Origin of the sequence: Flavobacterium sp. TR2 (assembly GCF_025252405.1) — a bacterium.
GTDB lineage: Bacteria > Bacteroidota > Bacteroidia > Flavobacteriales > Flavobacteriaceae > Flavobacterium.
Genome location: NZ_CP104307.1, coordinates 3,160,564 through 3,176,090, shown reverse-complemented (window position 1 = coordinate 3,176,090; position 15,527 = coordinate 3,160,564). Strand labels below are relative to the sequence as shown.

The 15,527-nt window shown below is 37.3% G+C and carries 13 protein-coding genes; 9 read left to right on the top strand and 4 right to left on the bottom strand.

Annotated elements, in window-relative coordinates; all coding sequences use genetic code 11:
- Positions 1–79: 79 nt before the first annotated feature.
- Positions 80–1,147 (top strand): outer membrane protein assembly factor, encoded by a 1,068-nt coding sequence (locus tag N4T20_RS14015; RefSeq protein WP_260669756.1) that lies wholly within the window; start codon positions 80–82, stop codon positions 1,145–1,147.
- Positions 1,148–1,224: 77 nt separating this feature from the next.
- On the opposite strand, the gene N4T20_RS14010 is transcribed toward N4T20_RS14015, so the two are convergent.
- From N4T20_RS14010 to N4T20_RS14000, 3 genes are all read right to left on the bottom strand, one after another.
- The gene (locus N4T20_RS14010) at positions 1,225–1,638 is read right to left on the bottom strand and encodes a 3-hydroxyacyl-ACP dehydratase FabZ family protein (protein WP_260669755.1); all 414 of its coding nucleotides are present in this window, start codon (positions 1,636–1,638) and stop codon (positions 1,225–1,227) included.
- A gap of 1,183 nt (positions 1,639–2,821) precedes the next feature.
- Complete coding sequence (locus N4T20_RS14005) at positions 2,822–3,208, bottom strand: DoxX family protein (RefSeq protein WP_260669754.1); 387 nt, start codon at positions 3,206–3,208, stop codon at positions 2,822–2,824.
- 142 nt (positions 3,209–3,350) lie between these two features.
- Entirely contained in the window at positions 3,351–4,364 is a 1,014-nt protein-coding gene (locus tag N4T20_RS14000; RefSeq protein ID WP_260669753.1) for a zinc-binding alcohol dehydrogenase family protein, read from the bottom strand.
- Between the two features lie 243 nt (positions 4,365–4,607).
- Here N4T20_RS14000 and N4T20_RS13995 point away from each other — a divergent pair, with 243 nt between their 5' ends.
- The 5 genes from N4T20_RS13995 to N4T20_RS13975 all read left to right on the top strand — a co-directional run bounded on the left by N4T20_RS13995 (position 4,608) and on the right by N4T20_RS13975 (position 8,090).
- Positions 4,608–5,165: a GNAT family N-acetyltransferase gene (locus N4T20_RS13995; RefSeq protein ID WP_260669752.1), complete on the top strand. Its 558-nt coding sequence runs from the start codon at positions 4,608–4,610 to the stop codon at positions 5,163–5,165.
- Between the two features lie 7 nt (positions 5,166–5,172).
- A complete protein-coding gene (locus tag N4T20_RS13990; protein WP_260669751.1) occupies positions 5,173–5,607 on the top strand; it encodes a DoxX family membrane protein in 435 nt (144 codons plus the stop codon).
- A 145-nt stretch (positions 5,608–5,752) separates the two neighbouring features.
- Positions 5,753–6,589, top strand: coding sequence for a sulfite exporter TauE/SafE family protein (locus N4T20_RS13985; protein ID WP_129746830.1), 837 nt, complete (start codon positions 5,753–5,755; stop codon positions 6,587–6,589).
- Positions 6,576–6,983 carry a DUF1634 domain-containing protein gene (locus N4T20_RS13980; RefSeq protein ID WP_260669750.1) on the top strand — a complete coding sequence of 136 codons (408 nt, stop codon included), beginning with the start codon at positions 6,576–6,578 and terminating at the stop codon, positions 6,981–6,983. The genes N4T20_RS13985 and N4T20_RS13980 overlap by 14 nt, the downstream gene beginning before the upstream one ends.
- A gap of 84 nt (positions 6,984–7,067) precedes the next feature.
- The gene (locus tag N4T20_RS13975) at positions 7,068–8,090 is read left to right on the top strand and encodes an LLM class flavin-dependent oxidoreductase (protein ID WP_260669749.1); all 1,023 of its coding nucleotides are present in this window, start codon (positions 7,068–7,070) and stop codon (positions 8,088–8,090) included.
- A 305-nt stretch (positions 8,091–8,395) separates the two neighbouring features.
- Here N4T20_RS13975 and N4T20_RS13970 read toward each other — a convergent pair whose 3' ends face one another.
- Entirely contained in the window at positions 8,396–10,831 is a 2,436-nt protein-coding gene (locus N4T20_RS13970; protein WP_260669748.1) for a TonB-dependent receptor, read from the bottom strand.
- Between the two features lie 236 nt (positions 10,832–11,067).
- Here N4T20_RS13970 and N4T20_RS13965 point away from each other — a divergent pair, with 236 nt between their 5' ends.
- The 3 genes from N4T20_RS13965 to N4T20_RS13955 all read left to right on the top strand — a co-directional run bounded on the left by N4T20_RS13965 (position 11,068) and on the right by N4T20_RS13955 (position 15,367).
- Positions 11,068–12,345 carry an acetyl-CoA C-acetyltransferase gene (locus N4T20_RS13965; protein WP_260669747.1) on the top strand — a complete coding sequence of 426 codons (1,278 nt, stop codon included), beginning with the start codon at positions 11,068–11,070 and terminating at the stop codon, positions 12,343–12,345.
- 280 nt (positions 12,346–12,625) lie between these two features.
- The gene (locus tag N4T20_RS13960) at positions 12,626–14,536 is read left to right on the top strand and encodes a fumarate reductase/succinate dehydrogenase flavoprotein subunit (RefSeq protein ID WP_260669746.1); all 1,911 of its coding nucleotides are present in this window, start codon (positions 12,626–12,628) and stop codon (positions 14,534–14,536) included.
- An 84-nt stretch (positions 14,537–14,620) separates the two neighbouring features.
- The gene (locus tag N4T20_RS13955) at positions 14,621–15,367 is read left to right on the top strand and encodes a succinate dehydrogenase/fumarate reductase iron-sulfur subunit (RefSeq protein WP_260669745.1); all 747 of its coding nucleotides are present in this window, start codon (positions 14,621–14,623) and stop codon (positions 15,365–15,367) included.
- The last annotated feature ends 160 nt before the right edge of the window (positions 15,368–15,527 follow it).

Sequence of the window (15,527 nt, the reverse complement as noted above, 5' to 3'; positions counted from 1 at the left end):
TATTTAAATTTACAGATACCAGAAAACGACATTTAAGTTATGCTACGCCAATATTAAGTTTCATTAACAAATTTATACTATGAGGCATTTTCTACTTTTATTCTTTCTTATAGCCTTTACATACTCTTCTTTTGGGCAAAAAATTACGGACTCCGTTGCCAAAAAAGCAAAAGAAAAAAGAGTCGAATTTAGGGTAATGCCTTATTTGAGCTATAACCGAAATCTAGAATTTATGTTTGGCGCCATTCCGATGACCATGTACAAATTGAATCCAGCCGATACTATTTCGCCCAAATCATTGTCTGGCATGACAGCAATTTACACAAGCAACAAATCGTATGTTTTGGCGCTTTTTAACAAATGGTACCTAAACGAAGACAAATGGCGTTTGAAACTTTTCTTTTTTACCGGGAACCAGAATTCGCAGTTTTACGTTGATGATATTGACCAGCCCGATTTTTACGATTACGGAACCAAAACAACGGTTTTAAGCCTTGGAGCCCAGCGCAAAATTATCGGAAAGTTCTACGGCGGACTTTCATACACCTATGCGCATTACAATACGGTTTATGAAGACGACATTTCTCCTTCTTCTGTTTCACATAGCAATGCTGTTGTCGTTAATTTATTGTACGACACGAGAGACGCAGTCTATTATCCGACCAAAGGCTACAAAATCAAGTTGGATTGGTCGAGTTATCCAAAATTTTTAGATAACGAATTGGCTTCCAATCGAATCTCTTTTCAAGCCAACAAATATATTCCAAACCGTGACAGCAAAGATGTCATTGCAGCACGTCTTTATGGCAAATTTGCTCTTGGAAATGTAGCGTTCGAACAGCAGAGCACGATTGGCGGAACAGATATTCGAGGGTACTCTCAAGGTAAATATCGCGGCTCTGGATTAATGGACATTCAAGGAGAATACCGTTACAATTTTGCCAAAAAGATGGGATTGGTTGGCTTTTTTGGTATCGCCACAATTTATGGTTCTGACACTCCGAGCTTTGACTGGAAAATCTACCCTGGAGGCGGTGTGGGCTACCGATACAACCCTTTCAAGAAATCAAAATTTAATGTTGGTCTGGATGGTGCAGTCGGAAAAGGAGATTGGGGAGTTTATTTTAGAATTGGTGAAGCTTTTTAATTTTGAAAATGTATAAAAAGCTGTCACCAATAATCTGCAGTCAAAAGTTTGGCATTTTTTTTTAAAATTATTCGATCTCACTGAAGCTTCACACACATCCATTCCCCTTTCATAATCAATCTATCTTCATCAAAAGCTTCGCCTGACTGTTTTATGATTTTTTCACTAGTTCGGATGTTTTTTACCACAAATTTAACCAGTTTATTAAACTCAACACCTGCAAAAAACTCAACATTATCGAGACTTACCAAGCCAAAAACACCGTCTGCTATTCCTAAAAGCTTGATTCCTGCGCCCCCACATTGCGCCATAGCTTCGATTAAAATAGTTCCGGGAACAAAATTAAAATCCGGAAAACTGCCTTGAAGCCAAGAATCTTTTTCTGTAAACGTCTTTAAACCAACGATTGTGTCTGTTGTATAAGATATAATTTCATCAACAAAAAGAAATGGAGCACGATGCGGAATTAAGTCTTCTATTTTTTTAGTCATGATCTGTATTTTTCAACAATGTACGAATCTGATATGAAATAAGCAATGTTTTAAATTATATCTCTATTAACACGATGCTGCCGCTTCGTTTTTAAAACAGAAAAAAAAGCATCAGAGCATTTCTTCATCTTTCAATTCTGCCATAAAGATTTGACAACAGCAATCAAACCTGTTCGACAAGGGTATTTTTATTCTTTTTAACAAACAAAAAAGATAAAAACAACCCCAAAGATTCAAATTAAATATTAAAGCTTAAAAAACCACCTATAAACGCCACAAGCAAAATTGTACCGAAAAAATCTAAGATTCCAAAAACTTTCTTGCTTCAAATCTTCTTTTTTAAATTCTAATCCATTTTGCGTTGCCGACATTTGAAAAAATCCCTCTTGTTTTTTCGTTCAAAAAATAAATTCTGTTTTTCGTAAAAAAATCAGATTTGCGAGTGAGCTGATTTTGTCTTTTGAAACCATTTTTTAAGCCATTTTTTTCTCTTAAAAAACAGACATTAAGGAATAAAACATCTTCTCAAGATAAAAATGCCTTCTAGGTTTCATTATTAAACCTATTATTTAATTAATACATTTTAAAAACTAACATTCAAATAGTTAAAACTTTACTATAGAAAAACTCTATGATTAAAATTCATCGAAAAAAACAACGATTTTATGCGAAAAAGTTTCATTTAAATTTTCTATGAAAGACTAAAAAAATCTCTCTCAGATTGAATTTGAACTGATAGATTTTAACTGAAAATTTTACTGTTTTTCTGTAAAAAAATAATTTAAAGAAGCCTTTTGCCTCTTCTCTCCTGCTTTTATCTATTTTAACCGATTTGGTTCTTCTCAAAGGCACTGGATTTCTAGAGCATAAGCAGTCTTAAAATTGTAATTTAGGTTCGTATTTTACTACATTTATTTTCATATAGAAAATTAATAATCAATAAATTAAATATTAACACATAAAGCAATACATTAAAAAAGATATTTCTACCATCTCTTCTGCAAACAAAACCTTTTTCATTAATTTTTAGGACATACTAAAACCATGAATTGCCCGAGAGATGTATAATGTTTCCACGGTTGAAACCGTGGGCTATATTGGAAAATTGGATGCAATTATTCATTAAAAAAAAAGCTCTAAATCGAAATTTAGAGCCTTTATGATTATATGATTGCTTCGCAGGTTAGTCCCACTTATTGTTTTTGGAAACGGCAAATTTGCCAGCTCCTGTAAAGAACAACGCAAGAGCGCCAAAAAAGTAAAGCATTAACAATTCTAAAGCGTAACCCCCATGCTCGCTGATAGAGAAAATCTCCTGAGAATGAACTGTTGCAACTGCCACCACACAAGTTATTGCTAAAAGAACTGCTGCAATTCTAGTTCTGAATCCCAGTAAAATAGCAATTGGAGCTAAAACTTCGCCAATATAAACTGCATATCCAAATGCGCCCATATTTTCTACAAGAAATGAAATTCCGTGAATCAGTTTTGAAACACCGTGAAAAAGCATTAGTCCGCCAGTGCTGATACGCAATAGTAATAGTCCAAGGTCTGTGTTTTTTGAAATCATAGATAATTTTGTTTTAGGTTAAAAATTTATATCCAATTGGGTTTAAAGCCGACTAAAATACAAAAATTTCTTATTTAAAAACAACGCTATTTAAAACAGTTCCAAATAACCGTATTAAACCATCCTACAATGTTTTTAAGCTTTAAAACTTAATCGCAATCTTTCCAATTGTCTTTCCTGATTCTAAAAGTTCATGCGCTTTTTTTACATTTTCTGCCGAGAGTCCGTTTAAAGTTGTGTTTAAAGTTGTTTTCAGAATACCGTCGTCCAACAGATCTGCTACTATATTTAAAATATTATGCTGTTCAACCATATCCTCCGTCTGATACATAGATCGGGTGTACATTAATTCCCACGAAAAAGAAACGCTTTTGCTTTTAAGTTTCGTTAATGCAACAGGATCGCTTCCTCCAGTAATTGAGGCAATATGCCCTTGCGGTTTAATCAATTCAACCATAGTGTCCCAATAAGCATTGGTGTCTACGAAATCTAAAATAAAGTCAACGTACTCAAAACCAGCTTCTCTGACAGAAGAAATCAAATCTTTATGATCTACCACAAAATCTGCTCCCTGTTTCTTGCACCATTCGATGGTTTCATAACGCGACGCTGTTGCAATAACGGTTAGGCCAGCGATTTTCTTGGCCAATTGGATGGCAATAGAACCTACTCCTCCTGCACCGCCAATAATTAAAATAGATTTTCCTTTGTCTTTATCGGCACTTATTCTAATTCTGTCAAATAAAATTTCCCAAGCGGTTAAAGCGGTTAGCGGTATAACGGCTGATTCTTCAATGCTTAGCGATTTTGGTTTTCTGCCGACTATTCTTTCATCAATAATCTGATATTCGGCATTGCTTCCCTGTTTGGTAATGTCTCCTGCGTAATACACGGGGTCTCCCACTTCAAACAAAGTTACATCCTGCCCGACAGCCTGAACAATTCCGACAGCATCCCAGCCTATAATTTTTGGCGTTTCTAAAACGGTATCTTTCTCACTATTCTGGCGAATCTTAAAATCGACCGGATTTACTGAAATCGCGTCAATTTTAACTAATAAATCGTGTGGTCCAGGAATTGGCTTTACAGTTTCAAATTCGATAAAACTTTCCGGGTTTTCTATGGGTAATGATGTTTTAAATCCTATTGCTTTCATTTTCTTTTTAATATTTAAATTAAAACTATACTACAAATATAAGGCGAGTCCAAATCTCTTGATTGGTATATATTGAGCGTATATTTGTACATTTTTTTCAAAAACTCTATTTTTTTCTCCCGCAGATTTAGCGAATTATGCTGCTATTCCAAATATTAATCTGCTAAATCTGCATAGATCTTTTAATCTGCTTGAAATAGTTTAAACTCATAAAAGCCTTAAATTTGCTAAAAATACTTTACTATGAATATAAGAAAAGCAGAAAAAAGAGACTCAAAATATATTGCACCTATATTGCTATTAGCAATGGAAGATATTATCTATAAGTTTATTGCGAAAGAAGATTACGCTTGCGCGAAAGACTTTCTGCAGCATTTCGTTGAAAGTGAAAACAACCAGTATTCTTATCAAAACTGCTTTGTTGCTGAAGATAATAACGAGATCATTGGCGCAGTAAACATTTATAACGGTGCTGACATTGAAAAATTGAGAAATCCTATAGTGGAATATGTCCGAAAGCATTATAATCCAGAATTTGATCCTGAGTTTGAAACCCGTGAGGGCGAATATTATATCGATTCATTGGGCGTAAATCCGAAATATCAGGGAAAAGGAATTGGTTCTCAATTATTGCAATTTTTGATTGATAAATACGTTCATAAAAATAAAGAGGTTTTAGGCCTGCTGGTTGAAGTAGACAATCCGAATGCAAAAAAACTGTATTTAAAACTTGGTTTTAAGGTAGTTGGCAATAAAACTTTGGTTAAGAAGAACCTAGAACACCTCCAAATCAAAAATTAATTATAGAATGAAAAATATCACAATATTAGAAGCAGGTTTAATTTTAAGAATAGTTTTAGGAATCACAATGTTGTCGGCTGTAGCAGACCGATTTGGAATTTGGGGCGCACCCGGCTCAAACGCAGTCGCTTGGGGAAATTGGGAAAACTTTGTTATTTATACCCAAACCCTAAATTCATTTGCCAACAAAGCCACAGCTGAAATTCTGGCAGGAATTGCCACTTTCTTTGAAGTTTTACTGAGCCTGCTGCTATTAGTTGGCTTCAAAACCAGACTTGCTGCTTTAGGAACTACTGTTTTAATGTTCTTTTTTGCTTTTGCAATGTCTGTCTCGGTTTCTGTAAAAGCTCCTCTAGATTATTCAGTCTGGACAAGTGCTGCGGCAGCTTTACTTTTGGCTAATATTGGCAAGACATCTTACGCAGTTGACAATAGAATATAATTTTTTGTAGCAACTTTGTCAAAGTTTGCAAGAAACAATCAACCATCACCTAACAAACCCAAAACAACAAACATTTTTAAGGTATATTTAAGTTCATGAACAAATATGTATTCGTAAATTAGCAGATACAAAAACATATCACTAAATGACAATACTTACCTTTACGCTTATAATGATTCTGGGCGCTTTTTTAGCAGGCTTTATCGGTTCATTATCAGGCTTGGGCGGAGGAATTATCATCATTCCGCTTCTCACAATTATTCTTGGCGTCGATATTCATTATGCTATTGGAGCGGCTTTAGTCTCTGTTATCGCCACTTCTTCAGGCTCAGCCGCAGCTTACGTAAAAGAAGGAATCACCAATATGCGAATGGGAATTTTTCTCGAAATTGCCACTACTATCGGAGCTGTTTGCGGTGCATTGCTTTCTACAATTGCCCCAACTTCTTTTATTGCCGTTTTATTTGGTTTAACGCTAATTTTTTCTGCAATTAATTCGCTTCGAAAAAAAGAAGAACACATTGTTTTAGAATCCAGTCCGTTGGCTAAAAAGCTAAAATTGGATGGAACTTATCCTTCTCATGACGGTGAAGTCATAAAATACGGAACTAAAAACGTACTTGGCGGTTTCAGCATGATGGGAGTTGCGGGAATGATGTCTGGTCTTCTCGGAATTGGTTCTGGCGCCTTTAAAGTAATTGCAATGGACAATATTATGCGTGTCCCGTTTAAAGTTTCAACTACAACCAGTAATTTTATGATGGGTGTTACTGCAATGGCAAGTTCTGTAATTTATATTCAAAAAGGATATATTGAACCCGGAATCTGTATGCCGGTTGTAATTGGAGTTTTGTTTGGAGCAATGGCAGGAGCAAAAATCTTAGTGCGAACAAACCCGAAGAAATTGAGAATATTTTTTGCCTGCCTGATTTTTGTTTTGGCAATAAACATGATTTATAACGGACTAAATGGAAAAATCTAATATGGTACAGGAAGAAAAATTTGGAGAAAAAGATTTTCAGACCATCATAGGGAACTTGCTTCGTTACGGCGTTTGGATCTCTTTATCAGTAGCCTTTATTGGCGGTATTGTTTATTTGATTCATAACGGAAATCAGATTGAAGATTATTCAGTTTTTAAAGAAAACGACCGAAATATATTTGAAGTAATTGCCGCGATTTATGACGGAGCAATTCAAGGAAATGGCGAATCCTTAATATTTACAGGAATTATTTTCTTGTTCATGACACCCGTTTTGCGCGTATTGCTTTCGCTTTTCTCGTTTTTATTGGAGAAAGATTATTTATATGTCGGCATTACCTTAATCGTAATTGCCATTATCATTATTAGTATTTCATTTGGATTTTCACATTAATATTGCTTGAGGCTATAAGCCGTAAGCTTTAGGCTTTCTAAAATGCTTACAGCCCTATAGTGTAAAGCTTAAAGCTAAAAAAATATGGAAATAGGAATAGACAGTTTTGCTTCGGCAATGTATGGCGACAACAATACTCTGAGCAGTGTTGATGCAATGGAGCAGCTGCTCCAGCGAATAGAATTTGCAGATCAGGTTGGTCTAGATGTTTTCGGAATTGGAGAACATCACAAAAAAGAGTTTTTAGATTCTGCTACAGCAGTTATTCTGAGTGCGGCGGCGGCAAGGACAAAAAGTATTCGTTTGGCAAGCGCTGTTTCGGTTTTGAGTGCCGCAGATCCTGTGAGAGTTTATCAGAGTTTTGCAACTTTAGATTTAATTTCAAAGGGAAGAGCCGAAATCGTAGTGGGTCGCGGTTCTTCTATCGAGGCCTATCCCCTTTTCGGATTTAATTTAAATGATTATGATGCGCTTTTCAGCGAAAAATTAGATCTTCTTTTACAGATTCGGGACAATGAATTTGTAAGTTGGGAAGGAAAATTTCGTCCGGCCATAAATAATCTTCCTGTTTATCCGAGAGCCATTCAGGAAAAATTGCCAATATGGCTTGGAGTTGGCGGAACGCCTGAGTCTTTTATCAGAGCTGGTTCGCTAGGGCTTCCATTAATGGTAGCGGTTATTGGCGGACAAACACATCGTTTTAAGCCTTTAGTCGATTTATACCGTCAGGCTGGAAAAGCTGCTGGCTATAAACCTGAAGAATTAAAGGTAGGCTTGCATTCGCCTGGCTATATTGGCACAACAACAGAAAGTGCTATTGCAGATTATTACCCAGGTTATGCCGAATTATGGACCAAATTAGGATACGAAAGAGGCTGGCCTCCTGTAACAAAAGGCAAATTTGATGGTTTAATTGATGATTTAGGCGTTTTAATTGTTGGAAGTCCCGAAAGGGCTGCAGAGAAAATTCTGCGCCACAGCGAAGCCCTAGGTGGCGTTGACCGATTTACTTTCCAAATGGATAATGCCGGTTTGACTCACAAACAATTAATGAGCGCCATAGAATTGATAGGCACAAAATTGATTCCGTTGATTAAGAAGGGATGATTTTTTGCCGCAGATTAAAGGTTTTTTCTTTCTATTTCTTTTTGCAAATGGCAGCGCTAAAAATTTTTCTCGCAGATTTAAAATGATTCAAGCAGATAATTTTTTGTACAATTTAAATCTATAGAAAATGACTCTTTTTTATAGCAATAATTGAATAGCGTCCAGCTTTAGCTGGATGAAAGATATAGCAAAGGAAAAGGCTTTAGCCAAACATCACCAGTTTGGCTAAAGCCTTTTTTCTTTAAATTTCAAACCTCAAGCCTTAGAAACTTAGAAGCTTAGCAACTCAGAACCTTTAAAAAGATTTAGAATTTATAAGTAACCCCAACTCTAAAGTTTCTTGGCGCTTCAGTCTGCCAGTAATAAGCGCTTAACCAAGCATAGTATGAACCGCTGTGAAGATATTTATCTAAGATATTGAATACGTTTGCAGTCACTTTAATTTTTCCTGTCTCATAAGATAATCCTCCATCTAGTTTAAAGTATGTTGGAAGCGATACAACTCCTGGGCTCCAAGTATCTGTCTGGCGTCCGTCAAGGAAAGTTCCTCCAATAGAAGCCCCAAATCCTTTCAGTTTGCCATTTTGAAGCGTATAATTTAACCACGCATTTGCCGTATGTTTTGCATAACCTGGTACAACGTCTCCAACTTTAATGCCATTAGCTTCAGAAACATCGGGATCAACTTTAGTCACAGTTGATTCTGTAAAAGCATAATTTGCAATAAGATTTAAGCCGTCAAAGATTTTTCCTCTTAGGTCAAATTCAACACCGCGAGCTCTTTTTTCACCCAGAACAATTTTATATTGCTCATTTGGCTGATTATTAGGATCTCCTGTTAACTCATTCTTCTTTAAGATATTGTAAACCGATAAACTTGTATTCCAAGAACCGTCAAACCAATCTTTTTTAATTCCAAATTCAACATTATTTCCTGTAAGCGGTTTTACATCACCATTTCTCACCACACCCGATTGAGGCGTAAAGGCTTGGTCGTATAACCCGTAAACCGCAAAATCATCAGTAATAGAATAACTTAAACCGGCACGAGGCGTAATGTGACTATCTTCTTGCGGCTGATCGTAGCTGCTAGTTTGGCTAATCCAAGTATATCTTGCTGCAAGAGTCAATCTCAATCTATTTTCAAGAAAACCAAGTTCATCCTGCACATATCCAGCCGCATATTTCGAACCGTAACGTCCTACTGCTCTTTGGCTTAAAGGAGTATCGTGATCAAATTGAGGCAAACCATTTGCTGGCGTTCCATAATTTGGATTGTAAACATTAAACGGATTTGCATAAGTATCCAAATCATGCGATTGTCCCCAATCTGCCATATAATCTTTGCTTCCTAAATCTACTCCGCCCAATACTTTATGAGAAACATTTCCAGTACTGAATTTTCCGTTCACAAAAATTTGACCTAAATACATATTGCTTTCTGCATCCCAAATGCCAACATTTCTAATAATATCTCCTTTAGCAAGAAAAACATCTGGATTTTTATCTCCATTAGTATCAATTTCGGCTGGTCCAACTAAACTTGGCCATGAGCTATATCCCTGCTGAATGTATTTAAAATAAGACGTTTGAGCCGTAAGTTTCCAGTTTTCATCAAACTTGTGTTCAAACTGAAGATAACCGCTATGGTCCTGAATGTTAGTATCAGGCAATCCTGGCTGTGTCATCGTAAAACTGCGAGGCAAAGTAGCATATCCATCAGACTGAGGTCCAAAAACGTAGTAAGAACCTACCTCTGTCATATTTGCGTATTGAAAATTATATTCGGCAGTGATTTTCGTTTTATCATCAATCTGATATGAAATCACAGGAGCAATTACATAGCGATCATTGTGTTCAAATGGACGATGCGATCCTTTGTTTTGTGCAGCTCCATTAAATCTGTACAATAATTTTCCTTTTTTATCCAATTTCCCGTCAAAATCAACGCTCACTCTATAAAAATCATAGCTTCCGCCAATTACACTCACCTCTCCTTTTGTAACTCCCGTTGGCTTTTTAGTCACCACATTGTACAATCCGCTTGGATCGCCGCTTGAAAGCATAAATCCAGCAGGACCTTTCACAAACTCGATATGGTCTACAAAACTCATATCTTCTGTTAATGGTCCCCAGAAAGAAGAAACCACATTAAAACCATTTCTAAAAGCCTGAATTTGAGAACCTCTCATGGTAATATTCGTATACAAATCTCCCCAGTGCTCCAGACGCACCGCTCCGCTCACGTTACGAATCACACCGTCACTCATACTCGTAATCTGCTGATCTTTTAAAGTCTGCCCGCTTACAATTTGTATATTTTGAGGAATTTCTAAAACCGGAGTCTGAAGACGCAAAGACAACGAAGGCTTGTCTTGCTTGTATTTATTCTTTTTGATTACCACCTCTTCAAGGTCTTCCTGACTTTCTGAAAGAGAAAAATTCTTAGTCGTCGTTTGTTTTGAGTTGACTACAATTTTATCCTCAACAGGTTGAATTCCTACTCCATTTAACACGATAGTGTATGTTCCCGGCTTTACATTTTTAATTTCATAATGTCCTGAAACGGTTGTAATATCTGAATATTTTGTTCCTTTTAAAGCCACAGCAATATTTTCTGCTGGTTTATTGCCACTCAAAAAAACTTTTCCGTTTACAGTTCCAAACTGTTGCGCCATCATATTTAATGAGCTCAAAAACAGTATAAAAAAATAAACTCTGGCATTAATAATTATTTTCATTTGGTTTTGATTTTAAATTGAGCGACAAAAGTAGATGCAAATCTCAACTTTTCCAAATTATTTTAATTCATTCTAAATAAATAAAACAAAATAAATAAAATCAGTCGAAATAATTTAAAACGGATGTTTTTAACCTATTTCTTGGCAATCTTAATCTGGATTAAGCAGGAAACCGAAATCTATAGCTATCTTTATACTTCTAAATTTCAAAAAACGAAAACAAATAACTTCCTGATATGAAAGTAAATACAATAAAAAAAGTCGCCATTGTGGGCTATAACAGAATTCCTTTTGCAAGAGCCAATACAGCTTATTCTAATGTAGGAAACAAAGAAATGATGACCGCAGCGCTCAATGGTCTTATTGATAAATACAATCTGAAGGGCAAATTATTGGGTGAAGTCGCAGGAGGTGCTGTAATCAAACATACTTACGACAACAATTTGATTCGCGAATGTGTCATGCAGACTAGCCTTGACCCTGCTACTCCTGCCTGCGATTTGCAGCAAGCCTGCGATACGGGAATTGAAAGCGCAATTTATATTGCCAATAAAATTGCTCTCGGACAAATAGATTCTGGAATTGCCGGCGGTGTAGATTCTATCAGCGATATGCCAATTGCTGTCAGCGAAAAACTCCGAAAAATATTGCTCGACGCTCGAAAAGCAAAATCATCGGGCGAGAAAATTAAAACATTTCTAAAACTTCGTCCAAAAGATTTATCGCCTTTGGTGCCACGAAATGAAGAATCGCAAACAGGGCTTTCGATGGGCGGACATACTGAAATCACTGCAAAATATTACAAAATTTCACGAGAAGAACAAGATGAGTTTGCTCTAAAAAGTCATCTGAATATGGCAAAAGCGTATGACGAAGGCTTTTTTAATGATATGATTACGCCCTTCAATGGCTTAGAAAAAGATAATAATCTTAGAAGAGACAGCACGATTGAAAAACTAGCCAAACTAACTCCTGCTTTTGATAAAGTAAACGGAACTCTGACAGCAGGAAATTCAACTCCTTTGACAGACGGAGCTTCCTGTGTTCTTTTGGCCAGCGAAGAATGGGCAAAAGAACAAGGACTGCCTATTTTGGCTTACATTACCTTTGGCGAGATTGCGGCGATCGAATATGTCAAAAAGCAGCAGAACCTTTTACTGGCTCCATTGTTTGCGGTTTCTCGAATGCTCGAAAAAGCAAACTTAAATCTTCAGGATTTCGATTATTACGAAATTCATGAAGCTTTTGCCGCTCAGGTTTTGGCAACTTTAAAAATTTGGGAAAGCCCAGAACTAAGTGCTGAAATAGGTTTAAAGAAAGCTTTAGGCGCCATCGACCGAAATAAGCTAAATGTAAAAGGGAGCAGTTTGGCCGCAGCACACCCTTTTGCGGCTACTGGAGGAAGAATTATTGGCGTAATGGCAAAACTGCTCAGCGAAAAAGGTTCTGGAAAAGGATTAATTTCTATCTGTGCCGCAGGCGGTCAGGGAGTAACAATGATAATCGAAAAGTAATTTATCTGATTTTATAAATCTGCTGAATCTGCTTGAGAAATTTTTGCTCGCAGATTTAGCAGATTTAGCAGATTTTTTTAATACTTATACGCTAAAACCAATAGTTTTTTAAAACCTGTCAAGTTTAAATAGGCAATCAAACAACATCCCTTAATTCGTATAACTTGATATTCATTTTTTTTAAATATTTTCATACAAAAAACAGCTAACTATCAATATTTTATATTAAATTTAGTTTTCTTTTTAAGCTTTTGTATCAATTCATTTTAAACGACTAAAAATGATGGAATCAAAAATACCCGAAGGTCCTCTTGCAGACAAATGGAGTCTTTATAAGTCTAAAGCCAAACTAGTCAACCCTGCAAATCGGAAAAAACTAAATGTAATAGTAGTAGGAACAGGTCTAGCTGGTGCTTCATGCGCTGCATCTCTTGCCGAACAAGGCTATAATATAAAATCTTTCTGCTTTCAGGATTCTCCCAGACGCGCACATTCTGTTGCCGCTCAAGGCGGAGTAAATGCTGCCAAAAACTATAAAAATGATGGCGACAGCACGTTTAGAATGTTTTACGACACTATAAAAGGGGGCGATTTCAGATCCCGCGAGGCCAATGTCTATCGTTTAGCAGAATGTTCGGCACACCTTATCGATCACGCAGTTGCTCAAGGCGTTCCTTTTGCCCGCGAATATGCAGGCTATTTGAACAACAGATCTTTTGGAGGCGTTCAGGTTTCCCGAACTTTTTATGCAAGAGGCCAGACTGGACAGCAGCTTCTTTTGGGGGCTTATCAGGCCCTTGAGCGTCAGGCGGCTTTGGGAAAAGTCGCTTTGTATACCCGCCATGAAATGCTCGAACTTGTTGTCATTGAGGGTAAAGCTAAGGGAATAATTGCACGAAATCTTGAAACTGGCCAACTCGAACGTCACGCTGCAGATGCTGTAGTATTGGCTTCTGGCGGTTACGGAAAAGTATATTATCTGTCTACACTTGCCATGGGCTGCAACAGCTCTGCCATTTGGCGCGCGCACAAAAAAGGCGCATACATGGCGGGTGTGAGCTGGATTCAGTTTCACCCTACTTCGCTCCCGCAGCATGGAGAAAACCAGTCAAAACTGACTTTAATGTCGGAGTCGCTTCGAAATGACGGCCGAATTTGGGTTCCTAAAAAAGCCGCAGACGACCGAAATGCAAATGCTATTCCTGAAGAAGAACGCGATTATTATTTAGAGCGCCGTTATCCTTCATTTGGAAATCTGGCGCCAAGAGATATTTCTTCAAGAGCCGCAAAAGAAAGAATTGATGCCGGTCATGGCGTTGGCCCAATGAAAAATGCCATTTACCTTGATTTTTCTGACGCCATCAAAGCGCAGGGAAAAGATAAGATTGAAGCCAAATACAGCAATCTTTTTGCAATGTACGAAAAGATTACAGGCATAAATGCCTACAAAGAGCCTATGCTGATTTCGCCTTCGGCACATTTTACAATGGGCGGACTTTGGGTCGATTATGAACTTATGACCACTATTCCTGGGTTGTTTGCGTTAGGCGAAGCCAATTTTGCCGATCATGGCGCCAACCGTCTTGGTGCAAATTCACTGCTTCAAGCTTGCGTCGACGGCTATTTTATTGCTCCTTACACTATTCCTAATTATTTGGCAGGCGAATTGAATCTGCCAAGACCCGATATTTCGCATCCTGCATTTGAGGAAGCTGAAAAAGAAGTCAGAAGACAGCTCGATCGTTTTTTACATACTAACGGAACTCTTTCTGCAGATTATTTTCATAAAAAAATTGGACGCCTTCTTTACGAAAAATGCGGTCTTTCGCGAAGCAGAAAAAAACTGGAAGAAGCTTTAATCGAAATCCGCGAACTCAAAACTTCGTTTGAAAATGATCTCAGAATTACTGGCGACAATACTTTAAACAGTGAACTCGAAAAAGCTGGCCGAATTGCCGATTATATCGAATTGGCAGAATTAATGTGTTACGATGCTTTGCAGCGCGAAGAATCTTGCGGTGCGCACTTTAGAGAAGAATACCAAACTGCCGACGGAGAAGCTGTCCGCAACGATAATGAGTTCTGTTATGTATCGGCCTGGGAATGGAAAGGTTTAAACAACGAACCTGAACTTCACAAAGAGCCTTTAACCTTTGAATCGGTAGAGCTTGCAGTGAGAAGCTATAAATAAATGGTGAATTGTGAATTGTTAATTATTAATTGACAACTCAAAATTCATAACTCAAAATTCATAACTCATAACTCATAATTATCTATGAAACTTTATCTAAAAATATGGCGACAGTTTAATTCTTCATCAAAAGGAGAAATGACAGATTATGAAATTGATGGAGTATCAGAGCATATGTCGTTTCTGGAAATGCTGGATCTTTTGAATGAATCGCTTATTCAGCAGGGAGAACGCGTCATCGAATTTGATCATGACTGCCGTGAAGGAATCTGCGGGCAATGCGGCGTAATGATTAACGGACGCGCTCATGGACCTTTAAAAAACACCACAACCTGCCAGCTTCATATGAGAAGTTTTAAAGATGGGGACACTATTTATATTGAGCCTTTTCGTGCAAAAGCGTTTCCTGTTTTACGCGATCTCAAAATTGACCGCAAAGCTTTTGATTCGATTATTGCAACAGGTGGTTTTATTGGTGCTTCAACGGGTCAGGCGCCAGAGGCAAATAGCATTCCGATTACGTATGAAACTGCCGAAGCTGCTTTTGATGCTGCGGCCTGTATTGGCTGCGGAGCTTGTGTTGCTTCATGCAAAAATGCTAGCGCAGCTTTGTTTGTTGGTGCCAAAATAACTCATCTGGCACTTTTACCGCAAGGAAAATTGGAAGCTTCTAAACGCGCTCTTTCAATGGTAAAGCAGATGGATGAAGAAGGCTTTGGCGCTTGCTCCGATACGAGAGCCTGCGAGATTGAATGCCCGCAGGGAATTTCGGTGCTTTCGATTGCTAAAATGAATTTAGAATATATGAAGGCTTTGACTTTTAGGAAGTAATTTTTTTTTTGCCTCTAAGTCGCAAAGTTTTTCTTTTTTAAAGTTTTAAAACTTTGCTGCTTTGCGAGATTAAAATACATAATGAACTGATCCTTCTCCCGAAGTTTCGGGATCGCTCAGGAAAACAAACAGCACCAGCATTTAAAAAAAACTTAGTGTC

What these genes read in the sequence shown, in the direction of transcription:
- N4T20_RS14015 (WP_260669756.1), top strand. Translation starts at nt 80, where the DNA reads ATGAGGCATTTTCTACTTTTATTCTTTCTTATAGCCTTTACATACTCT.
- N4T20_RS14010 (WP_260669755.1), bottom strand. Translation starts at nt 1,638, where the DNA reads ATGACTAAAAAAATAGAAGACTTAATTCCGCATCGTGCTCCATTTCTT.
- N4T20_RS14005 (WP_260669754.1), bottom strand. Translation starts at nt 3,208, where the DNA reads ATGATTTCAAAAAACACAGACCTTGGACTATTACTATTGCGTATCAGC.
- N4T20_RS14000 (WP_260669753.1), bottom strand. Translation starts at nt 4,364, where the DNA reads ATGAAAGCAATAGGATTTAAAACATCATTACCCATAGAAAACCCGGAA.
- N4T20_RS13995 (WP_260669752.1), top strand. Translation starts at nt 4,608, where the DNA reads ATGAATATAAGAAAAGCAGAAAAAAGAGACTCAAAATATATTGCACCT.
- N4T20_RS13990 (WP_260669751.1), top strand. Translation starts at nt 5,173, where the DNA reads ATGAAAAATATCACAATATTAGAAGCAGGTTTAATTTTAAGAATAGTT.
- N4T20_RS13985 (WP_129746830.1), top strand. Translation starts at nt 5,753, where the DNA reads ATGACAATACTTACCTTTACGCTTATAATGATTCTGGGCGCTTTTTTA.
- N4T20_RS13980 (WP_260669750.1), top strand. Translation starts at nt 6,576, where the DNA reads ATGGAAAAATCTAATATGGTACAGGAAGAAAAATTTGGAGAAAAAGAT.
- N4T20_RS13975 (WP_260669749.1), top strand. Translation starts at nt 7,068, where the DNA reads ATGGAAATAGGAATAGACAGTTTTGCTTCGGCAATGTATGGCGACAAC.
- N4T20_RS13970 (WP_260669748.1), bottom strand. Translation starts at nt 10,831, where the DNA reads ATGAAAATAATTATTAATGCCAGAGTTTATTTTTTTATACTGTTTTTG.
- N4T20_RS13965 (WP_260669747.1), top strand. Translation starts at nt 11,068, where the DNA reads ATGAAAGTAAATACAATAAAAAAAGTCGCCATTGTGGGCTATAACAGA.
- N4T20_RS13960 (WP_260669746.1), top strand. Translation starts at nt 12,626, where the DNA reads ATGATGGAATCAAAAATACCCGAAGGTCCTCTTGCAGACAAATGGAGT.
- N4T20_RS13955 (WP_260669745.1), top strand. Translation starts at nt 14,621, where the DNA reads ATGAAACTTTATCTAAAAATATGGCGACAGTTTAATTCTTCATCAAAA.